The organism is Variovorax sp. GW821-FHT10D07 (assembly GCF_059415325.1).
Map to the genome: position 1 here is coordinate 902,049 of NZ_JBWKMZ010000002.1, position 19,157 is coordinate 921,205.

General features: G+C 69.8%; 18 protein-coding genes. 2 read left to right on the forward strand and 16 right to left on the reverse strand.

Annotated features, from left to right (window positions below; translation table 11 throughout):
- Positions 1-10: 10 nt before the first annotated feature.
- From AC07PU_RS09540 to AC07PU_RS09570, 7 genes are all read right to left on the reverse strand, one after another.
- Positions 11-1,027 (reverse strand): XdhC family protein, encoded by a 1,017-nt coding sequence (locus AC07PU_RS09540; RefSeq protein WP_395348299.1) that lies wholly within the window; start codon positions 1,025-1,027, stop codon positions 11-13.
- 39 nt (positions 1,028-1,066) lie between these two features.
- Positions 1,067-1,735 carry an SRPBCC family protein gene (locus AC07PU_RS09545; RefSeq protein WP_495316982.1) on the reverse strand — a complete coding sequence of 223 codons (669 nt, stop codon included), beginning with the start codon at positions 1,733-1,735 and terminating at the stop codon, positions 1,067-1,069.
- A gap of 48 nt (positions 1,736-1,783) precedes the next feature.
- A complete protein-coding gene (locus AC07PU_RS09550) occupies positions 1,784-2,986 on the reverse strand; it encodes a vWA domain-containing protein (RefSeq protein WP_495316984.1) in 1,203 nt (400 codons plus the stop codon).
- 12 nt (positions 2,987-2,998) lie between these two features.
- Positions 2,999-3,904 (reverse strand): AAA family ATPase, encoded by a 906-nt coding sequence (locus AC07PU_RS09555; protein ID WP_495316986.1) that lies wholly within the window; start codon positions 3,902-3,904, stop codon positions 2,999-3,001.
- Between the two features lie 111 nt (positions 3,905-4,015).
- Complete coding sequence (locus tag AC07PU_RS09560; RefSeq protein WP_495316988.1) at positions 4,016-4,807, reverse strand: FAD binding domain-containing protein; 792 nt, start codon at positions 4,805-4,807, stop codon at positions 4,016-4,018.
- Between the two features lie 35 nt (positions 4,808-4,842).
- Entirely contained in the window at positions 4,843-7,293 is a 2,451-nt protein-coding gene (locus tag AC07PU_RS09565) for a xanthine dehydrogenase family protein molybdopterin-binding subunit (protein ID WP_495316990.1), read from the reverse strand.
- A 10-nt stretch (positions 7,294-7,303) separates the two neighbouring features.
- Positions 7,304-7,807, reverse strand: a complete 504-nt coding sequence (locus AC07PU_RS09570) for a (2Fe-2S)-binding protein (protein WP_093349201.1) — start codon at positions 7,805-7,807, stop codon at positions 7,304-7,306.
- Between the two features lie 208 nt (positions 7,808-8,015).
- Between AC07PU_RS09570 and AC07PU_RS09575 the strand changes: the two genes are divergently transcribed.
- Complete coding sequence (locus tag AC07PU_RS09575) at positions 8,016-9,161, forward strand: helix-turn-helix domain-containing protein (protein WP_495316992.1); 1,146 nt, start codon at positions 8,016-8,018, stop codon at positions 9,159-9,161.
- 1 nt (position 9,162) lies between these two features.
- Here AC07PU_RS09575 and AC07PU_RS09580 read toward each other — a convergent pair whose 3' ends face one another.
- The 9 genes from AC07PU_RS09580 to AC07PU_RS09620 form a co-directional block, all read right to left on the reverse strand.
- Positions 9,163-9,540, reverse strand: coding sequence for a nuclear transport factor 2 family protein (locus AC07PU_RS09580; protein ID WP_093349196.1), 378 nt, complete (start codon positions 9,538-9,540; stop codon positions 9,163-9,165).
- A 100-nt stretch (positions 9,541-9,640) separates the two neighbouring features.
- A complete protein-coding gene (locus AC07PU_RS09585; protein ID WP_495316995.1) occupies positions 9,641-11,116 on the reverse strand; it encodes a M81 family metallopeptidase in 1,476 nt (491 codons plus the stop codon).
- A complete protein-coding gene (locus AC07PU_RS09590) occupies positions 11,113-12,246 on the reverse strand; it encodes an ABC transporter substrate-binding protein (protein WP_495316997.1) in 1,134 nt (377 codons plus the stop codon). Before AC07PU_RS09590 ends, AC07PU_RS09585 begins: the two co-directional genes overlap by 4 nt.
- Complete coding sequence (locus AC07PU_RS09595; protein ID WP_495316999.1) at positions 12,243-13,523, reverse strand: Zn-dependent hydrolase; 1,281 nt, start codon at positions 13,521-13,523, stop codon at positions 12,243-12,245. Before AC07PU_RS09595 ends, AC07PU_RS09590 begins: the two co-directional genes overlap by 4 nt.
- Positions 13,524-13,557: 34 nt before the next feature.
- Complete coding sequence (locus tag AC07PU_RS09600; RefSeq protein ID WP_495317001.1) at positions 13,558-14,271, reverse strand: ABC transporter ATP-binding protein; 714 nt, start codon at positions 14,269-14,271, stop codon at positions 13,558-13,560.
- Entirely contained in the window at positions 14,268-15,035 is a 768-nt protein-coding gene (locus tag AC07PU_RS09605) for an ABC transporter ATP-binding protein (RefSeq protein WP_398500432.1), read from the reverse strand. Before AC07PU_RS09605 ends, AC07PU_RS09600 begins: the two co-directional genes overlap by 4 nt.
- Positions 15,032-15,991, reverse strand: coding sequence for a branched-chain amino acid ABC transporter permease (locus AC07PU_RS09610; RefSeq protein ID WP_495317004.1), 960 nt, complete (start codon positions 15,989-15,991; stop codon positions 15,032-15,034). The genes AC07PU_RS09605 and AC07PU_RS09610 overlap by 4 nt, the downstream gene beginning before the upstream one ends.
- A gap of 5 nt (positions 15,992-15,996) precedes the next feature.
- Positions 15,997-16,857 carry a branched-chain amino acid ABC transporter permease gene (locus AC07PU_RS09615; protein ID WP_057589571.1) on the reverse strand — a complete coding sequence of 287 codons (861 nt, stop codon included), beginning with the start codon at positions 16,855-16,857 and terminating at the stop codon, positions 15,997-15,999.
- Positions 16,858-16,942: 85 nt separating this feature from the next.
- Complete coding sequence (locus AC07PU_RS09620) at positions 16,943-18,148, reverse strand: ABC transporter substrate-binding protein (protein WP_495317007.1); 1,206 nt, start codon at positions 18,146-18,148, stop codon at positions 16,943-16,945.
- Positions 18,149-18,391: 243 nt separating this feature from the next.
- Between AC07PU_RS09620 and AC07PU_RS09625 the strand changes: the two genes are divergently transcribed.
- A complete protein-coding gene (locus AC07PU_RS09625) occupies positions 18,392-19,156 on the forward strand; it encodes a FadR/GntR family transcriptional regulator (protein ID WP_296781662.1) in 765 nt (254 codons plus the stop codon).
- Position 19,157 lies beyond the last annotated feature (1 nt).

Below are 19,157 nucleotides of genomic sequence, written 5' to 3' on the forward strand. Positions count from 1 at the left end.
CCCCTGCGGCTCAGGCCGGCAGCAGCCGTTCCTTGGCGCGCGCCACTTCCATTTCGCGCGGCAGCGGCACGGCGTTCTTCACCGCGAGAATTTCCGCCATCACGCTGACCGCGATCTCGGGCGGCGTCTTGCTGCCGATGTAGATGCCGATCGGCCCGCGCAGCCGCGCCAGCGATTCGGTGGTCTGGTCGAAGTGCTCGATCATGCGGTCGCGCCGCGCGTCGGCATTGCGGCGCGAACCGATGGCGCCGACGTAGAAGGCGTCGCTCTGCAGCGCCTCGAGCAGCGCGAGGTCGTCGAGCTTGGGGTCGTGCGTGAGCGCCACCACGCAGCTGCGGCGGTCGGGCCGGAAGGCCAGCACCGCGTCGTCGGGCATCTCGGTGGTGATCTGCACGCCCGGCAGCGACCAGGCGGTGCGGTACTCGGCGCGCGGATCGCACAGCGTGACCGCGAAGCCGCTGAACTTGGCCATGGTCGCGAGGTATTCGGCGAGCTGGCCGGCGCCGATCAGCAGCATGCGGTACTCGGGGCCGAAGGTGTTGGCGAGCTCGGTGTCGTTCACCGTGAGTTCGTCGGGCGCCTTGGCCTCCTCGAGCCGCACCACGCCCGTGGCCAGCTCGACGGTGCGCCGCATCAGCCGGCCCTGCTCGAGCTGCGACACCAGCGTGTCGAGCGCCCCCGCGTCGGGCGCGTACTCGAGCAGCAGCTCGAGCGTGCCGCCGCAGGGCAGGCCGAAGCGGTGCGCCTCGTCGGCCGTGATGCCGTACTTCACCAGCGCGGGCGGCGCGCCCAGCGGCACCTCCTCGGCTTGGCCGTGGGCGTGGCTGTAGCGCGCGATCAGGTCGTCCTCGATGCAGCCGCCCGAGACCGAGCCGACCACCGCGCCGTCCTCGGCCAGCGCCATGATCGAGCCCACGGGCCGCGGCGACGAGCCCCAGGTGCGCACCACCGTGGTCAGCAGCGCGCGCTTGCCGGCGCGCCGCCAGTCGCGCAGCGTGCGCAGCACCATCACGTCGAGGTTTTCCATCGCGTCTTCTTTCGTGGGAGCCGGAGCCTGGCGGCGGTCTCAGCCGCCGCTGGAGTCGCCGCCCGTGCCGGGCTCGGCGTCCTTGTCCGATTTCTTGCCGAGGCCGATCTTCTTCATGAAGCCGGCCACCGCGCCGGTCTTCTCGGCCGGCGCTTCCGCATTCTCGGACGCGGCGGCCGGCGGCGGGCCGTAGCGGCTTTGCATTTCGGCTTCGAAGCGCTTGAAGAAATCGTCGGCCGTGGACTTGGCCGCGCCGTCGATCAGGCGCTGGCCGAGCTGGGCGATCTTGCCGCCGACCTGGGCCTGCACGGTGTAGTCGAGCTCGCAGCCGACCGGGGCGGCGGCGGGCGCGCTTTCCGCGCCCTCGGCCACGGGGGCGTCCACGGGCGCCGCCGCCGGCGCGGCATCGGCCAGCGGCCGCAAGGTCACGCTCGACGCGCCCTTGGCGAAGCCGGCCACGCCGCCCTGCCCTTCGAAGGTGAGCTTGTAGCCGTCGGGCGCGACGATGTCCGAGAGCATCACCTTGCCGCTGAACTTGGCCGACACCGGGCCGATCTTGACCGCGAGGCCCACGCTGTAGGTGTTCTCGCCGGTCAGCTCGAACTTGTCGCAGCCGGGAATGCACTTCTTGAGCGTTTCCGGGTCGTTGAGCGCCTCCCAGGCCTGCTGCTGGGTGATGGCGAGCCGGCGGTTACCGAGCATTTCCATGGTGGTCTTTCCTTCTTGTGATCCTGTCCCGTCGCGGCCGGGAGAACGCTAGCGTCCCGACCGCATCAGCGCCGCGAGACTCGCGGCCAGCTGTTCGAGTGCGCTGAGATTGTGAACCGCGAGCATCGCGTCCGCATGGCGGTGCAGGACGCCGGCCCCACGCGCCAAAGGGGCGTAGCCCTCGAAGCGCAGCAGCGGGTTGAGCCACAGCAGCCGGCGCGAATGGCGTTTCAGCCACTGCAACTCCTGCGCGAGCTGGGCCGGCTCGCCGGTGTCGAGCCCGTCGCTGATCACCAGCACCAGCGTGCGGCGGCCGGTCAGCCGGCGCGCGTGGCGCTGGCGCAGCTCGGCCAGCGAGCTGCCGAGCCGCGTGCCACCCGCGAAATCGTCGATCGCGAGGCTGGCCGCGCCAAGCATGTCGTCGGTGTCGGCCAGCCGGAAGGCCGGCGTGAGGTCGGTCAGCCCGGTACCGAAGGCGAACACGTCGCGCCGACCCGCGCGCCGCGTGGCCGCGTGCAGGAAGGCCAGCAGCAGCCGCGCATAGCGCTCCATCGAGCCCGAGACGTCGACCAGCACCAAGAGCGGCAGCGGCTGTTCGCGCCGCGCCAGCCGCGGCAGCCGCAGCATCTCGCCGCCGGTGCGCGCCGCCTCGTGCAGCACGCCGGGCCAGTGCATGCGCGCATGGCGGCCGCTCTCGCCGGCCGGGCGCAGGCGCCGCGTCGGCAGCCGCGGCACCGGCAGCGAGATGTCGCGCGCGAGCCGCTCGACCAGCCGGTACTCGGCCGCGCCCAGCGCGTTGAAGTCGGCATGGTGCAGCCGCTGGCGATCGCTCGCGGTCATGGCGGCGTCGAACTCGACCTCCTTGTCGGGCAGCGCGGCCAACGCCGGCTTGTGCGGATCGCGCGGCGCGGCCAGCGCCTCGCGCACGCGCGGCCGGCGCTTCGACGGCTCGGCCTTGCCCTCGGCGCTCGGCAGCATCTGCGCGAGCAGCTTGTTGGCGAGCTCGGGGTCGCGGAACCAGGCGTCGAACAGCTCGCGGAACACCAGCCGGTCCTGCTCGCGGCTGACCATCACGGCCTCGAGCGCGGCGCTCAGGTCGAGCCTGCGCTCCACGCCGACCAGCGTGGCGGCCTCCTCGGCCAGCGCGATGCGCGCGGCGTCGGTGCGCACGCCCGCGCGGCGCAGCGCCCGGCCGAAGGCGGCGATGTTGCCGGCCAGCTTGCCGGTGCGGGCGTCGCCTAGTTGCTGCATCGCGCCCTCATCTCACGCGCCGGCCTGCTCCGGTTCCGGCTTCAGCAGCTCGCTCGCCAGCTCGCGCGTCAGCGCCGCCACGTCGTCGCGCTGCTTGAACAGGATGCCGGCGGTGTCGGAGACCACCTCGGGATCGAGCTCGATCGTGTCGAGCGCGATCAGCGCGCGCGCCCACTCCACGCTCTCGGCAATGCCGGGCGCGCGCTGGAAGGCGTTGACGAAGGGCGCGCTGCGCAGGCGGGCCGCGAAGTTGGCCACCTGCGCCGACAGCTTCTCGCCCACGCCCGGCACCTGGGCACGCACGATGGCCAGTTCGCGTTCGCGCTCGGGATAGTCGAGCCAGTGGTAGAGGCAGCGCCGCTTCACGGCGTCGTTGAGTTCGCGCGTGCGGTTGCTCGTGAGGATGGTGACCGGTGCCACCTCGGCGCGGATGGTGCCGAGCTCGGGAATGCTGACCTGGTACTCGCCGAGGTACTCGAGCAGGAAGGCCTCGAAGGGCTCGTCGGCGCGATCGACCTCGTCGATCAGCAGCACCGCGCCCGGGGCCGGCGCCTGCAGCGCCTGCAGCAGCGGGCGACGGATCAGGTAGTGCGGCTGGTAGACCTCGGCCTCGACGTCGCGCACCGCGCCCGAGGCCTCGACCGCGCGCATGTGCAGCAGCTGCGCCGCGTAGTTCCACTCGTAGAGCGCCTCGCGCTGCTCGAGGCCGTCGTAGCACTGCAGCCGCAGCAGCTCGCGCTGCAGCGCCTTGGCCAGCGCCTTCGCGAGCTCGGTCTTGCCCACGCCGGGCTCGCCCTCGAGCAGCAGCGGGCGCTGCAGCTTCAGCGCGAGGAACACGGCGGTCGCGAGCCGGCGGTCGGCGTAGTAGCCGGCGCGCAGCAGGCCGTCGGTGAGGGAGTCGATGGTCTCGAAGGTCATGGCCTAGGGTAATGCACGGCCGGCGCCGCGGACATCGCAACGCAAGAAGGACGCGAAAGCCGCGCGAAGGCGTGCTTCGCGCCGCTCTCGCGATCGGTCAACCCGTCCGCGTCAGCCCAGCGCCTTCGTCACCGCGCGCTGCGTCAGCACGTTGATCAGGTTGGCGCGGTAGGCCGCCGTGGCGTGCAGGTCGGTGTTGAGCTCGCTGGCGTCGATCTTCACGCCGGCCGCGGCGGCGGCGGTGAAGCTCTTGTTGAGCGCATCCTCGAGCCCCGCGTGCCGGAACACGCCGTTGCCCGCGCCGGTGATGGCCACGCGCACGCCGCTGTCGTACTGCGCGAGGAACACGCCGACCAGCGGGAAATGCGAGGCCTTCTGGCGCAGCTTCTCGTAGACCGCGCGCTTCGGGATCGGGAAGCGGATCGCGGTGATCAGCTCTCCGTCCTCGAGCGCGGTGGTGAACAGGCCCTGGAAGAAGTCGTCGGCCGCGATCTCGCGCTTCGTGGTGACCACGGTCGCGCCCGTTGCCAGCACCGCGCTCGGATAGCAGGCGGCCGGATCGTTGTTGGCCACCGAGCCGCCGATGGTGCCCATCGCCCGCACCTGCCGGTCGCCGATGCGCGAGGCCAGGTCGGCCAGCGCCGGGAAAGCGGCCTTCACCTCGGCGTTGTTGGCCACGTCGAGGTGGCGCGACATGGCACCGATGACGATGGCATCGCCATCCTTCCTGATGCCGGTGAGTTCCTTGATGCCGCCGAGGTCGACGAGCTGTTCGGGCGCCGACAGGCGCAGCTTCATCGAGGCCAGCAGGGTCTGGCCGCCCGCCAGGGGCTTGCCGCCGGCTTCTGCCAGCTTGACGGCGTCGGCCAGGGCCGCGGGCCGTTCGAACGTGAAGGCGTACATGGGGTGGTTCCTTCTTTATTTGTATGTGGGGTTGGTCAAACGGCCGGACGGCCCTGCGTGCTGGCGGCCAGCGCGGGCTGCTGCGCCACCGGGTCGCTGGCGGCGCTGCCGCTGCCCTTCTGCATCGCTTCCCAGACGCGGCTCGACGAGGCCGGCATGTCGAAGTCCTTCACGCCCAGCGGCGCCAGCGCATCGAGCACGGCGTTGATGACCGCCGGCGGCGAGCCGATCGCGCCCGCCTCGCCGCAGCCCTTGGTGCCCAGCGGGTTGTGGGTGCAGGGCGTGCAGACGGTGTCGAGCTTGAACTGCGGGAACTCGGCGGCGCGCGGCATGGCGTAGTCCATGAAGCTGCCGGTGAGCAGCTGGCCGGTCTCGTTGTCGTAGACGCAGTTCTCGAGCAGCGCCTGGCCGATGCCCTGCACCAGCCCGCCGTGCACCTGGCCCTCGACGATCATCGGATTGATGATGGTGCCGAAGTCGTCGACCGCGGTGAAGCGGTCCACGCGCACCTCGCCGGTCTGCCGGTCGATCTCGACCTCGCAGATGTAGGTGCCGCCCGGGAAGGTGAAGTTGGTCGGGTCGTAGAAGGCGGTTTCGTTGAGACCCGGCTCGAGCTTGTCGAGCGGATAGTTGTGCGGCACGTAGGCCGTCAGCGCCACCTGGCCGAACGGGATCTTCTTGTCGGTGCCCTTGACCGTGAACTCGCCGTTGGCGAACTCGATGTCGGCGTCGCTCGCCTCCATCAGGTGGGCCGCGATCTTCTTGGCCTTGGCCTCGATCTTGTCGAGTGCCTTCATGATGGCCGCGCCGCCGACCGAGATCGAGCGCGAGCCGTAGGTGCCCATGCCGAAGGGCACGCGGCCGGTGTCGCCGTGCACCACGTCGACCGCCTCGACCGCGATGCCCAGGCGCGCCGCCACCACCTGCGCGAAGGTGGTCTCGTGGCCCTGGCCATGGCTGTGCGAGCCGGTGAACACGGTCACGCTGCCGGTCGGATGGACGCGGATCTCGCCGCACTCGAACAGGCCCGCGCGCGCGCCGAGCGCGCCCGCGATGTTCGACGGCGCGATGCCGCAGGCCTCGATGTAGCTCGAGTAGCCGATGCCGCGCAGCTTGCCGGCCGCCTCGCTGGCCGACTTGCGCTGGGCATAGCCCTCGACCTCGGCCAGCTTGCGCGCCTTGTCCATGCAGGCATGGAAGTCGCCGGTGTCGTACTGCAGCGCCACCGGCGTCTGGTACGGGAAGGCGGTGATGAAGTTGCGCTGGCGGATCTCGTCCTGACCCAGGTTCATCTCCCAGGCGCAACGCGAGACCAGCCGCTCGAGCAGGTAGGTGGCCTCGGGCCGGCCGGCACCGCGGTAGGCGTCGACCGGTGCCGTGTTGGTGAACCAGGCATCGACCTCGACGTAGATCTGCGGCGTGGTGTACTGGCCCGCGAGCAAGGTGGCGTAGAGGATGGTCGGCACCGCGGTCGAGAAGGTCGACAGGTAGGCGCCGAGGTTGGCGTCGGTGTGCACGCGCATCGCGAGGAACTTGCCTTGACTGTCCATCGCCATCTCGGCATGGCTCACGTGGTCGCGGCCGTGCGCGTCCGACAGGAAGCATTCCGAGCGCTCGGCAGTCCACTTGATGTTGCGGTTGAGCTGCTTGGCGGCCCAGGTCAGGCACACGTCCTCGGCGTAGAGGAAGATCTTCGAGCCGAAGCCGCCGCCCACGTCGGGCGCGATCACGCGCACCTTGTGCTCGGGCAGGCCCAGCACGAAGGCCGTCATCAGCAGCCGCTCGACGTGCGGGTTCTGGTTCGAGACGTAGAGCGTGTAGTCGTCGGTGCCGCGGCTGTAGCTGCCGATGGCCACGCGCGGCTCGATCGGGTTGGGGATCAGCCGGTTGTTGACCAGGTCGAGCTTGGTGACGTGCGCGGCGCCCGCGAAGGCGGCATCGACCGCCGCCTTGTCGCCCAGCGCCCACTTGTAGCACTGGTTGTCGGGCGCCTCGTCGTGGATCGTGACGCCGCCGGCCTTCTTCGCCGCGTCGGCCACGCCGACCAGCGCGGGCAGCACCTCGTACTCGACCACCACGGCCTCGGCGGCGTTCTTCGCCTGCTCGACCGTCTCGGCCACCACCATCGCGACGTGGTCGCCGACATAGCGCACCTTGTTGATCGCGAGGATCGGGTGCATCGGCTCCTTCATCGGCGTGCCGTCGGGGTTGTTGATCAGCCAGCCGCAGGGCAGCCCGCCCATCTTGCCCTCGATGTCCTTGCCGCTGAAGATGCCGACCACGCCGGGCATCGTGAGCGCGTCGGCGATGTCGACCGAGACGACACGCGCATGCGCGTGCGGAGAACGGACGAACACCGCGTGCGACTGGTTGGCCAGCGTGATGTCGTCGGTGTAGTTGCCCGCACCGGTCAGGAACCGGTAGTCTTCCTTGCGCCGGAGCGCGTCGCCGATGTGCGGCAGATTCGCGAAGTCGGAGGCACCCATGTCGTGCTCCTCAGGCCGCGGCCGTGGCCTGGACCGGAACCGGGTTGCCCGAGGCCATGGCCTCGCCGCCCATCACCACGGCCTTGACGATGTTCTGGTAGCCGGTGCAGCGGCACAGGTTGCCGTCGAGCAGCTCGCGGATCTCGGATTCGCTCGACTTCGGGTGGTGGGTGCAAAGGTCGATGGCACTCATGACCATCCCCGGCGTACAGAAGCCGCATTGCAGGCCGTGGCATTCCTTGAACGCGGCCTGCATCGGGTGCATGGTGCCGTCGGGCTGGGCCACGCCTTCGATGGTGGTGATTTCGGCGCCGGCCACCTGGGCCGCCAGGATGTTGCACGACTTGACGGCCCGGCCGTCGACGTGGACGGTGCAGGCGCCGCACTGGGCGGTGTCGCAGCCGACGTGGGTGCCGGTGAGGTGGAGGTGCTCGCGGATCGCGTGCACGAGGAGGGTGTTGGGTGGCGCGTCGACGGTGACCGAGCGGCCGTTGACCTTGAGGGCTACCTGCATGTGGCTGTCTCCGTGAAGGGTGATGGCTGACAGGCCCGCACCTCGCAGCGGCATGGGCGGGCCCCGAGGGCATCTTGGATGCCGACCCCCTGCACTATCCTAGGCAAAACCCTCGACGCTTGCGCCGGGGGCCTGAAATTCTCAAAATGAAACAGCTTGCCGTTCGGCAGGTCCACAAAACGGGCGCCCCACGCGCCCCCGCAAACAGATGCTCGCTTCCAACGCCCTGCCGACACCCGAGCGCTCGCTGGCCATCGCCCAGGCCCGGCAGGCCCTGATCCATGGCGATGCCGTCGATCTGCGCGCCCCGCCCGGCAGCCGCATCGAACCCTGGATCGCCCGCTCCTGGCAGCGCTGCATCGAGGCCGGCCAGCAGCCGCAGCAGCGCGTGAGCTTCGAGCCGGTGGGCCGCAGCGCCCAGCGCGCGGTGGCGGAACGCAACCGCGCCCTGGTGTCGGCCGCGCGTCCGGTGATCGAACGCTTGTCGCGCGCCATCGCCGACACCCGCTATTTCGCCGTGCTGACCGATGCCGAGGGCATCGTGGTCGACGTGGGCCTGCTGCCCGACGGCACCGACGACGCCAGCCGCTATGCGCGCAACATCGCGCGCATCGGCGTCGACCTGTCGGAACGCGCGATCGGCACCAGCGCGATCGGCACCGCGCTGGCCGAGCAGGAATCGGTCTGGCTGCACGGCGGCGAGCATTTCTTCGACGACACCAGCGTCTACAGCTGCGCCGGCGCGCCGCTGTTCGGTCCCCAGGGCGACTGCATCGGCATGCTCGACCTGACCGGCGTGCAGGTGGCCGAGCGGCCCGAGCTGCGCCACCTCGCGACCCTGTCGGCGCGCAGCATCGAGAACGCGCTGGTGCTGCGCTCGCCCTGCGAGATGCTGCTGCGCCTGGCCTGGCCCGGCTGCCCCACCAGCGAGGCGGCCGAGGGCCTGCTGTGCATCGACGGCGGCGGCAACGTCACGGGCGCCAATGCTGCGGCGCGGCAAATGCTGCACCAGCCGCTGGCGCGCAGCCAGGGCAGCCTGCATTGCAACGACCTGTTCGCGCTGCCGCTCGACATGCTGTTCGATGCCGCGCGGCGCGGCGATGCGGTGCTCGAGGTGCCGCTGTGGTCGGGCCTGCGGGTGCAGGTGCGGCCCCAGCGCGGCGACGGCAGCCGTGCCAGTGCCGCCGCGCCCGAGGCCCGCCCGCGGCTGCGCGACGTGGAAACCGCGCTGATCCGCAAGGCCGTGGCCGATGCCCGCGGCAACGTGGCCGAGGCGGCACGCGCGCTGGGCATCAGCCGCGCCACGGTCTACCGCAAGCTCTGGCGCGGCCGCGGCACCGGCACCACGGACTGACTCAGGCGCCGACCGGCACCTTGTCGAGAAAGCCGGTCACCGAGCGCAGCTTGCCCGCGTCCAGCCGCACGAAGTCGGTACCCTGGATCAGGTCCTCGGCGCCGCTCGGCCCGAGCGTCCAAGAGAAGCGCACGTGGTCGCCGTGCGCGTCGGCCTTGCCCAGCAGGTTGAAGCGGAAGCCCGGGTAGCGCTGGTGCACGGCGCCGACCAGCGCGCTGATCTGCGCATGGCCGCTGCCCTGCATGATCGGGTCGACGTACTGCGCGTCGGCCGACCAGCCGGCTTCGAGCAGCGCGGCGCGGCGCGCGGGATCGGTCTCGTTCCAGACGGCGATATAGCCTTGGGCGATGGCAACGGGGTCGTGGGCGGCGGTGTTCATGGTGACGATTCCTTCGGTGGATGCCCGCGACGTTGCGGGGTGAAGGAATGGTCGTTTCAGCGGCGCTTCGGGTCCATGACGCGGGAGGTCATGAAAGCCTTCAGATCGGGTCGAGCGGAAACACCGGCCGCCGCACCTTGCCGAACGGGAACAGCCCGTAGTCCGAACTGGTCACGCCACGGCTGTCGCACTCCACCAGCGCGGCCGCGAGCGGCTCGAACACCGGCCGGCAGTACATGCGCGACTTCAGCAGCAGGAAGCGCTCCTGGCGCGGATCGAGTCCCGTGCATGCGAACACGCCGATGTCCCACGGCTCCTGCGTGCGCTCGGTGACCACGATGCGCGCGGCGCCGATGTCGAACAGCACGGTGCGGCCCATGCTGGCGCGCTGGCCGGTGTAGGTCGGGCCGGTGATGACGTACTCGCCATCGCAGATGCTGCGCACCGTGCCCGTGAGCCGCACCGGAGCGTTCTCGCGGCCGATGCCGGCCAGCGAGACCTTGTTGCCCAGCGCCACCGTCACGCGCGCGCCCTCGCCCGCCGCGATCAGTTCGGCCACCGCCTCGGGATCGCACAGCGGCCCGACGCCGATGCCCTCGAGCCCCTGGGCCAACGCTTCCTGCAGCACGTCCATGGTGTCGCAGCTGCCGCCCGACATGCAGTTGTCGCCGTGGTCGAGCAGCAGCACCGGCCGTTCGGCGCCTGCGGCCAGCTGCTTCGCGCGCGCGATCGAGTCGGCCAGCGGCTCGCTGTCGTAGACGAAGGCCTCGCGCTCGCGCCACATCTGCGCCGCGATGCGATCGGCCGTGGCCTGCGCGCGCTCGCCCGACTGCGCGTCGACCACGATCACGCTCATGCACGGCGCCTCGATGTCCGACAGCGAGAAGCCCGCGAGGATCGACACCGCGAGCGACTCGCCCGAGGCCTCGGCCGCGCGCGCGGCATCGATCGCGCGCTGCATCGCGCCGGTGTAGGAGGCGCTGCGCAGCGTGTGGGCCATCAGCGGCAGCGAATGCCAGCGCATCGCGGGCCGCCCGCGCCCCGCGAGCAGGTCGAACAGCAGCCGGCCCGCGTGTTCGCCGGTCTCGTACATGTCGACGTGCGGATAGGTCTTGAAGCCCACGATCACGTCGGCGTTCTCCACCATCGCGGGCGTGACGTTGGCATGCAGGTCGAGCGCCACGCCGATCGGCACGCCGGGTGCGGCCGCGCGCAGCCGCAGCAGCAGGTCGCCCTCGCCGTCCGCGCTGTTGTGGGCCACCATCGCGCCATGCAGGTCGAGCAGGATCGCGTCGCAGCCCGGCGCCGCGTCGACGATGCGTTGCGTGAGCGCGTCGTAGGCGCTCGCATCGACCGGCCCGCTCGGGTTGGCCGAGGCCGACACCGGCGTGACCAGCTCCGCGCCGGCCGCCTCGGCCAGGTCGATGAAGGCCGACATCGCGGTGCGCATGCCCTTGTTGTCGCGGTACGCCTGCGCGCCGAAGGTCGGGCCGTCGGGCCCGAAGGCCGCGAGCGGCGTGGGCACGGGCGAGAAGGTGTTGGTCTCGTGGTTGAGACGTGCGATCAGTACTTTCATTGGGCAAACTTTCCGGCGCTTCCCAGCATCGTGATGTCGCCGAAGCTGGAGCCGTTGCGGTTGTCGGGCCGGAACGCGAGCTGGAAGCCGTTCAGGTTCATGGGCAGCGAGTTCTCGATGCTGCGTCGCAGCGATTCGGTGGTGATCGGCCCCTTCACGCGCTGCAGCGCTTCGGCAAAGGCCTTGGCCGTGATGTAGCCCTCCAGCCCGAGGTAGGAGCCCTCGCCTTCGCTGCTGGCGGCCTTGCGCGCGCGCTGGTACTCGTCGACGATGGGGAAGCGCGTCTTCCAGAACGGCGGCACCACTTGCGACAGCACGATGCCGCGGCTCTTCTCGCCCAGCTCCTTGTAGAGGAGGAACGAGCTCGCCACCGAGTTCGTGTAGATCTGCGGATGAACGGGCGCCGCCACCAGCGAGCGGATGATGTTGATCGCCGGCATGCCGGCCGCGATGACGTACACCGCCTGCGCCCCGCTCGCGATCACCTGCTGCGCGATGGCGGGATGGTCCTTTTCCTTCGGGTCGAAACGCAACGACAGCAAGGCCGGCAGCTTGTTCTTCTCGAGCGCGGCCAGCGCGTCTTTCTCGATGCCCTTGCCATAGGCGTCGTCGCTGGAGACGATCGCGATGCGCGTCACGCCGATGGTGTTCAGGTGGTTCATCACGCGCGCGACTTCGTCGGCATACGACTCCCGCACGTGATAGATCGGCACCTTCGGCCCGCGCAGCACCGCCGCGCCGGTCAATCCGCCGAAGATGAAGCTGTCGTACTTCGCGGCCACTGGAACCATGGCCGCACCGATGCCCGTGCCCATGGTGCCGAACAGGCAGACGACGCGTTCGGTGCCGAGCAGTTTCTCGGCATTGGCCGCGGCCTTCTCGCCGATGTAGGCGTCGTCGTAGGTGATCATCCTGACGGGCCGGCCACCGATGCCGCCCGCCTTGTTCAACTGGTCGAAGAACAGCGTCTGCCCCTCCATGAACGCGAGGCTGTTGGGCGTGAACGGGCCGGTGAGCACGGCGGATTGGCCGACCAGGATCGGCTCCCCGGCCGCCAGGGCGGCCGTCGATGCCGCGACCATGCCCATCGCGACGACGCGCAGGCCGATGCGGCGCAAGAGCGCATTCACGCCGCCACTCCCGCGCTCTGCACCATCGCCTGCAGCAGCACGTTGCAGCCGGCTTCGAGGTGCTCGGGTTCGGCGTCCTCGATCTCGTTGTGGCTGATGCCGTCGAGGCACGGCACGAAGATCATCGCCGTGGGGCACACGCGGGCGAGGTACACCGCATCGTGGCCCGCGCCGCTGATCACGTTCATCCACGTCAGGCCCTGCGCCTGCGCGGCGTCGCGCACCGCGGACACGAGCCCGGGCGTGAAAGGCTGGGGCGGGAAGTACACGACCTGCTCCACCGTCGCCTCCACCTTGCCGGCGGAGGCGAGGCGCAGCACGGCGTCCTTCAGTGCCGCGTCCATGGCCGACAGCACCGTGTCGTCCGCCGCGCGCAGATCCACGCTGAGCTTGACCCGGCCCGGAATCACGTTGCGCGAGTTCGGGTAGTTGTCGATCCAGCCGACCGTGCCGCGCGCATGCGGTGCGTGCGCGAGCGCGATGCGGTTGACCTCGATCACGAGTTCGGCGGCGGCGAGCAGCGCGTCCTTGCGCAGTTCCATCGGGGTGGGGCCGGCATGCGCTTCCATGCCCTGCACCACGACGTCGTACCAGCGCTGGCCGAGGGCACCTTCGACCACGCCGATCACGCGCGCATTGGCCTCGAGCACCGGGCCCTGCTCGATATGCGCTTCGAAGTACGCGCCCACGGGCGATGCGGCCGCCGAGGCGGGCACCGTGCCCGCATAGCCGATCGCATCGAGCGCCTGCGCCACGCTCACGCCCTCGGTGTCGCGCTGCGCGAGCGCGTGTTCCAGCGTGAAGGCATCGACGAACACACCCGAGCCCATCATCACCGGCACGAAGCGCGAGCCTTCTTCATTGGTCCACACCGCCACTTCGAGCGGCGCTTCGGTCAGCACCTTCGCGTCGTTGAGCGCGCGGATCACCTCCAGCCCCGCGAGCACGCCGTAGTTGCCGTCGAACTTGCCGCCCGTGGGCTGCGTGTCGATGTGGCTGCCGGTGGTGACGGGCGGCAGCGCGTTGTTGCGGCCGGCACGGCGCGCAAAGATGTTGCCGATGGCATCCACCCGCACCTCGCAGCCCGCCTCGCGCGCCCAGCGCACGAACAGGTCGCGGCCCTGGCGATCGAGGTCGGTCAGGGCGAGGCGGCACACGCCGCCCTTCTCGGTGGCGCCGACCTGGGCCAGCTGCATCAGCGAATCCCAGAGGCGCTGGCCGTCGATGCGGAGGGCGCGCACATCGGGTGCGGAAGAAGTTTCGATGGTTGTCGTCATGGTTCTGCGAATGAGGTCTGGAAGACGGGAGGCTTCAGGCGAGGCCGACGCCGAGGTAGCGGTCCTTCACGTCGTGGTCGGCCATGAAGGCGGCGTTGCCGGCCTCATGCACGATCACGCCCTGCTCCACAATGTAGTGGCGATCCGCGAGCTGCACGCACACCTCGAGGTTCTGCTCGACCAGCAGGATGGCGACACCCGCGGCCTTGATGGTTTTCAGCTGCGCGACGATCTCCTCCACGATCACCGGCGCCAGGCCTTCGACGGGCTCGTCGAGGATCAGCAGGCGCGGGTGGTTCATCAGCGCGCGGCCGATCGCCAGCATCTGCTGCTCGCCGCCCGAGAGCTGGCCGCCGCCATTGCGGCGCCGCTCCTTCAGGCGCGGAAAGATGCGGTAGATGTCGTCGAGCTGCCACGGCGACTCGCGCCGCTGACCGAGCAGCAGGTTCTCCTCGACCGTCAGCAGCTTGAAGATGCCGCGATGTTCGGGCACCAGGCAGACGCCGCGCGCGGCGATGCGGTGCGCGGGCTGGCCCGCGATGTCGGCGCCCTGGAAGCGCACGCGCCCGGCCGTGGGCGTGACCGCGCCCGCGATGCTCTTGAGCGTGGTCGACTTGCCCGCGCCGTTGCGGCCCAGCAGCGTCACCAGCTCGGCCTCGCCCACGCGCAGCGACACGCCCTGCAGCACGTGGCTCTTGCCGTAGTGCGCATGCAGGCCCTCGACCTCGAGGATGTTCCCGCCGCTCATGCCTTGCCTCCCGTGATCATGTTGCCGAGGTAGGCGCTGCGCACGCGCGCATCGGCACGGATGTCGCCCGGCAGCCCCTCGGCCAGCACACGGCCCAGCTGCATCACGGTCACGGTGTCGGAGATGTCCATCACGATGTTCATGTTGTGTTCGATCAGCACCACGGTGTGCTCCTCGCGCAGTCCGCGGATCAGCTGCTTCATGTCGTCGAGGTCGTCGATGCCCATGCCCGAGGTCGGCTCGTCGAGGAAGATCGCCTTCGGCCGCGCGGCCAGCGCCATGCCGACCTCGAGCCGCCGCTGCTGGCCGTGCGAGAGCTCGGCCGCCGGCACGTTGGCGAAACGCTCGAGGCCCACGCGCTGCAGCACCTCGTCCACGATCGCCTTGCAGGCCAGCTCGCCGACCGGCGCGCGCCAGCAGTTCATGGCCTGGCGCGGCGCGATGCCCTGCGCCGCCACGCGCAGGTTCTCGCGCACCGCGAGGCTGCCGAACAGGCTCGTGACCTGGAACGAGCGCGCCATGCCGCGCTGCACGCGGCGGTGGTCGGGCTCGCGCGTCACGTCGTGGCCGTCGAACAGGATGCGCCCGCCGGTGGTGGTGCCGGTGCCCGTGAGCATGTGGAACAGCGTGGTCTTGCCCGCGCCGTTCGGACCGATCACCGAGTGCACGGTGTTGCGGCGGATTCGGAGGTCGACGCCGCCGAGCGCGGCGAACTTGCCGTAGTGCTTGGTGACGCCGACGGCTTCGATGAGGACGTCGCTCATGCTTTTTCTCCCTGCGCGGCGGAGGCGCCGGCGCCTTGCGCGCCCTTCCCGAAGATGCGTCGCCAGGCGCTCTCGCCCAGCCCCCAGAGGCCGCGCTGCATGCCGATGCTCACGCCGATCAGCAGCAGCCCCAGCAGCAGCAGCCAGCGCGGCCACAGCGTGGAGAGCCAGTCGGCCAGCAGCACGTAGAAGGCCGAACCGAGCACCGAGGCGAACAGGTTGCCGGTGCCGCCGATCACGGTGATGACCAGGATCATCTCGCTCGTGTGGTACTCGGCGTTCGACAGCGGCGCGATGCCGGTCATCATGGCGTGCAGCCCGCCCGCGAGGCCGGTGACGGCGCCCGAGATCACGAAGGCCAGCAGCTTGAAGCGCCGCAGGTCGTAGCCCACCGCGGCGGCGCGGTCGCCGTTGTCGCGGATCGCCAGCAGCGTGCGGCCGAACACCGAGTCGGTCACGCGCAGCAGCAGGCCGAAGGCGATCAGGAACATCACGGCCACGAAGGCGTAGTACTTCCACGGCGTGTCCATGAAGCCCGGGCGCGGCACGTCGAGCAGGCCGTTGTCGCCACCGGTCAGGCCCGAGGCCGTGTAGGCCACGAAATAGAACATCTGCGCGAAGGCCAGCGTGAGCATCACGAAGTAGGTGCCGCGCTGGCGGATCGCGACCCAGCCGACCAGCGCAGCGCCGAGCGCGCCCATGCCGATGGCCGCGAGCAGGGCCAGCGGCATCGGCAGCGCGAGCCGCGTGAGCAGGATCGCGATGGTGTAGCTGCCGAGGCCGAAGAAGATGCCCTGGCCGAAGGACAGCAGGCCCGTGTAGCCCAAGAGCAGGTTGCAGCCGAGCGCGGCGAGCGCGTAGATCAGCACCTCGCTCGCGAGCGAACCCGAGCGCATGAAGAGCGGCAGCGCCAGCGTGACGGCCAGGGCCAGCAGGAAAGTGATTTTTCTGGGCATGGCGTTCATCCTCTGCGGCCGAGCAGGCCATGCGGGCGCAGCAGCAGCACGGCCGCCATCGCGATGTAGATCATCAGGCTCGCACCGGGCGGCCACAGGGTGCTCATCAGGCTCTGCACGATGCCGATCAGCAGGCCGCCGACCAGCGCGCCGCCGAAGCTGCCGAGCCCGCCGATCACCACCACCACGAAGGCCACGCCGAGCGCCTCCACGCCCATGAAGGGCTCGGCGCCGCGGATCGGCGCGGCCAGCACGCCGGCCAGCGCCGCCGTGGCCGCGCCGAGCGCAAACACCAGGCTGAAGACGCGGAACACGTTGATGCCGAGCAGCGAGACCATCTCGGTCGACTCGCTGCCCGCGCGCACCGCGCTGCCCAGGCGCGTGCCCTCGAGCACCCACCACAGCAGCACCGCGAGCACGGCGGTGAAGCCGATCACGAACAGCCGGTACTTCGGATAGATGAAGCTGCCCCACATCACCACGCCCTGCAGCAGGTCGGGCGTGGGCACGCTGTTGCCCAGCGGGCCCCAGAAGACGATCACGATCTCCTGCACCGCGAGCGCCAGGCCCACGGTGACGAGGATGTGGAATTCATGCGCCTTCGCGTACACGCGGCGCAGCAGCAGCTTCTCAGCCAGCCAGCCGAGCGCGCCGACGGCCAGCGGCACCAGCACCAGCGCGGCCCAGAAGTTCAGGCCCCACTGCAGCGCCTGGAAGCACAGGTAGGCGCCCAGCAGGTAGAAGGCGCCATGCGCGAAGTTCACGAAGCGCAGCAGGCCGAACACGATCGACAGGCCGACGGCCAGCAGGAAATACAGCATGCCGATGCCGATGCCGTTGATGGTCTGGAGCAGGTAGACGGACATGGGTGTGGGGAATGGAGCGTGCGGGCGGACCGCGCCCCGCCGCGCCACCGCGGTGGCGCGGACGAGATCGCGGAACCGGCGTGACTCAGGCCAGCTTGCAGCCCGTCTTGTCGACCGGCAGGAAGGACTTGCCGGCGCTTACGACGTCGACGTAGTCGGCCGCGTCCTTCATCTTCGACTTGGCCTTGCCCTTGAGCAGGTAGTAGTCCTTCACCACCTGGTGGTCGGCCTTGCGGATCTCCTCGCCGCCCGTGAGGCCGTCGAACTTCATGCCCTCGAGCGCGGCGATCACGGCCTTCTGGTCGACCGTGCCGGCCTTCACGATGCCGTCGATCAGGATCTTGGTGCAGATGTACGAGCCCGCGAGGCTGTAGTTGGGCACGATCTTGAGCTTGTCGGCGGTGCGCTTGACCAGCTCCTTGTTGAGCGGCGCATCCACCGTGTGCCAGTACTGCGCACCGAAGTACACGCCATCGCAGAGGTCGGCGCCGAGCTCGTCGAACTGTTCGAGCCCCGAGGCCCAGGCCATCAGGATCGTCATGTTCTTGTGCATGCCGAAGCTCACCGCCTGGCGCAGCGCGGCCGAGGACTGCGCGCCGAAGTTCAGCAGCAGCAGCACGTCGGGCTTGGCGGCCATCGCATTGGTGAGGTAGCCGCTGAACTCCTTCTCGTTGAGCGAGTGGTAGCTGTTGCCCACGTGCTCGATGCCCTTCTCCTGGAAGATGGTCTTGGCCGCGCTCAAGAGGCCGTCGCCGAACACGTACTGCGGCGTGATCGTGTACCAGCGCTTGGCCTTGGGCATCTGCGCGACCAGCGGGCGCACCGTCTGCTCGATGGCGCCGAAGGTGGGCACCGACCAGCGGAAGGTGGCGGGGTTACAGTCCTTGCCGGTGATCTCGTCGGCGCCCGCGGTGGTGATGAACAGGCCGCCGGCCTTCTCGGCCTCCTTGCCCATGGCCAGCGCTTCCGACGACAGGATGCCGCCCGCGAAGAACTTCGCGCCCTGCTGCTGCGAGGCTTCCTGCACCTTGCGCACCGCGGTCGCGGGCTTGCCCTCGGTGTCGAGCACCGTGTAGGCCAGCGGGCGCTTGAGCACGCTGCCGTACTGCTCGGTCGCCAGCTTCATGCCGAGGTCGGCGAACTTGCCGTTGGCCGCGAAGGCGCCCGACATCGGCACCGGGCAGCCGAAGCGGATCGCCTCGGCCGATTGCGCAAAGGCCGAGCGGCCGGCCAGCAGGGAAGCGGGAGCGGCCGACAGGGCGGCCAGTTGGAGAAGGTGTCTGCGTTGCAAGAGGAACTCCGTCGTGGTGAGGGTGTAGAGGGATGGGCGTCCGCGGTCGCGGCGAATTTAAGCGGATAAATAGGATTAATATGCTGGTAAAAACCCGCTAGCAATCCCCGTGCCCAAAAACCACCGACTTCGCGGCCCCCTCGCCCCGCCCGCGCGCACCACGCCGATGCATCCAGTACCGCTGGGTAAGATCGCGCGCTGTTGCGCATTCCGCGCATCTCCCGAGGGATATCGAGCGTGGGCATGACAGTGGGGCAACACCGCCCGAAGCGACAAAAGCTCTCGGACGTCATCGTCGAGGACGTGAAGCGCTGGATCGTGGCCGAGCGCAAGCAGCCCGGCGACCGGCTGCCGAACGAGAAGGAACTGATCGAGCTGTTCGGCTATTCGAAGAGCACGGTGCGCGAGGCGCTCAAGGCGCTCGAGGTCAGCGGCCTGATCTCGATCCGCACCGGGCCCGGCGGCGGCGCCTACCTGCAGCAGGTGTCGGTCGAGCATGCGTCGGAGCCGCTGCGCAACTTCCTGCACTTCCACCACCTCGACGGCCACCACATCTACCAGCTGCGCAAGGCGCTCGAGCCCGAGCTCGCGGTCAGCGTGGTGGGGCGGCTCACGCCCGAGATGTTCGAGCGGCTCGAGGAGAACGTGCGCCTGTGCACGAAGGAGCCGACCTCCGAGGACGAGCAGCGCATCCAGCGCGAGGCCGAGCTGGCCTTCCACACCATCCTGGCCGAGGCCTGCCCCAACCCGGTGCTGTCCTTCATGTGCCGCTTCCTCAACGACCTGCTGCGCGACCTCGTGGTCTACAAGAAGGCGCTCGACCACCATCACTTCGGCGAGGCCAACGTCGACTACCACACGCAGCTGCTGGCGGCCTACCGCAAGGAGGACGCCGCGACGGTGCAGCGGCTGATGAGCGAGCACATGGTCGACGCCGAGCAGCACATGCACGAGATGGAGGCGCACATCGGCGCCAAGCATCTGCTGGTGCCCAACGCCCAGCGCTGAG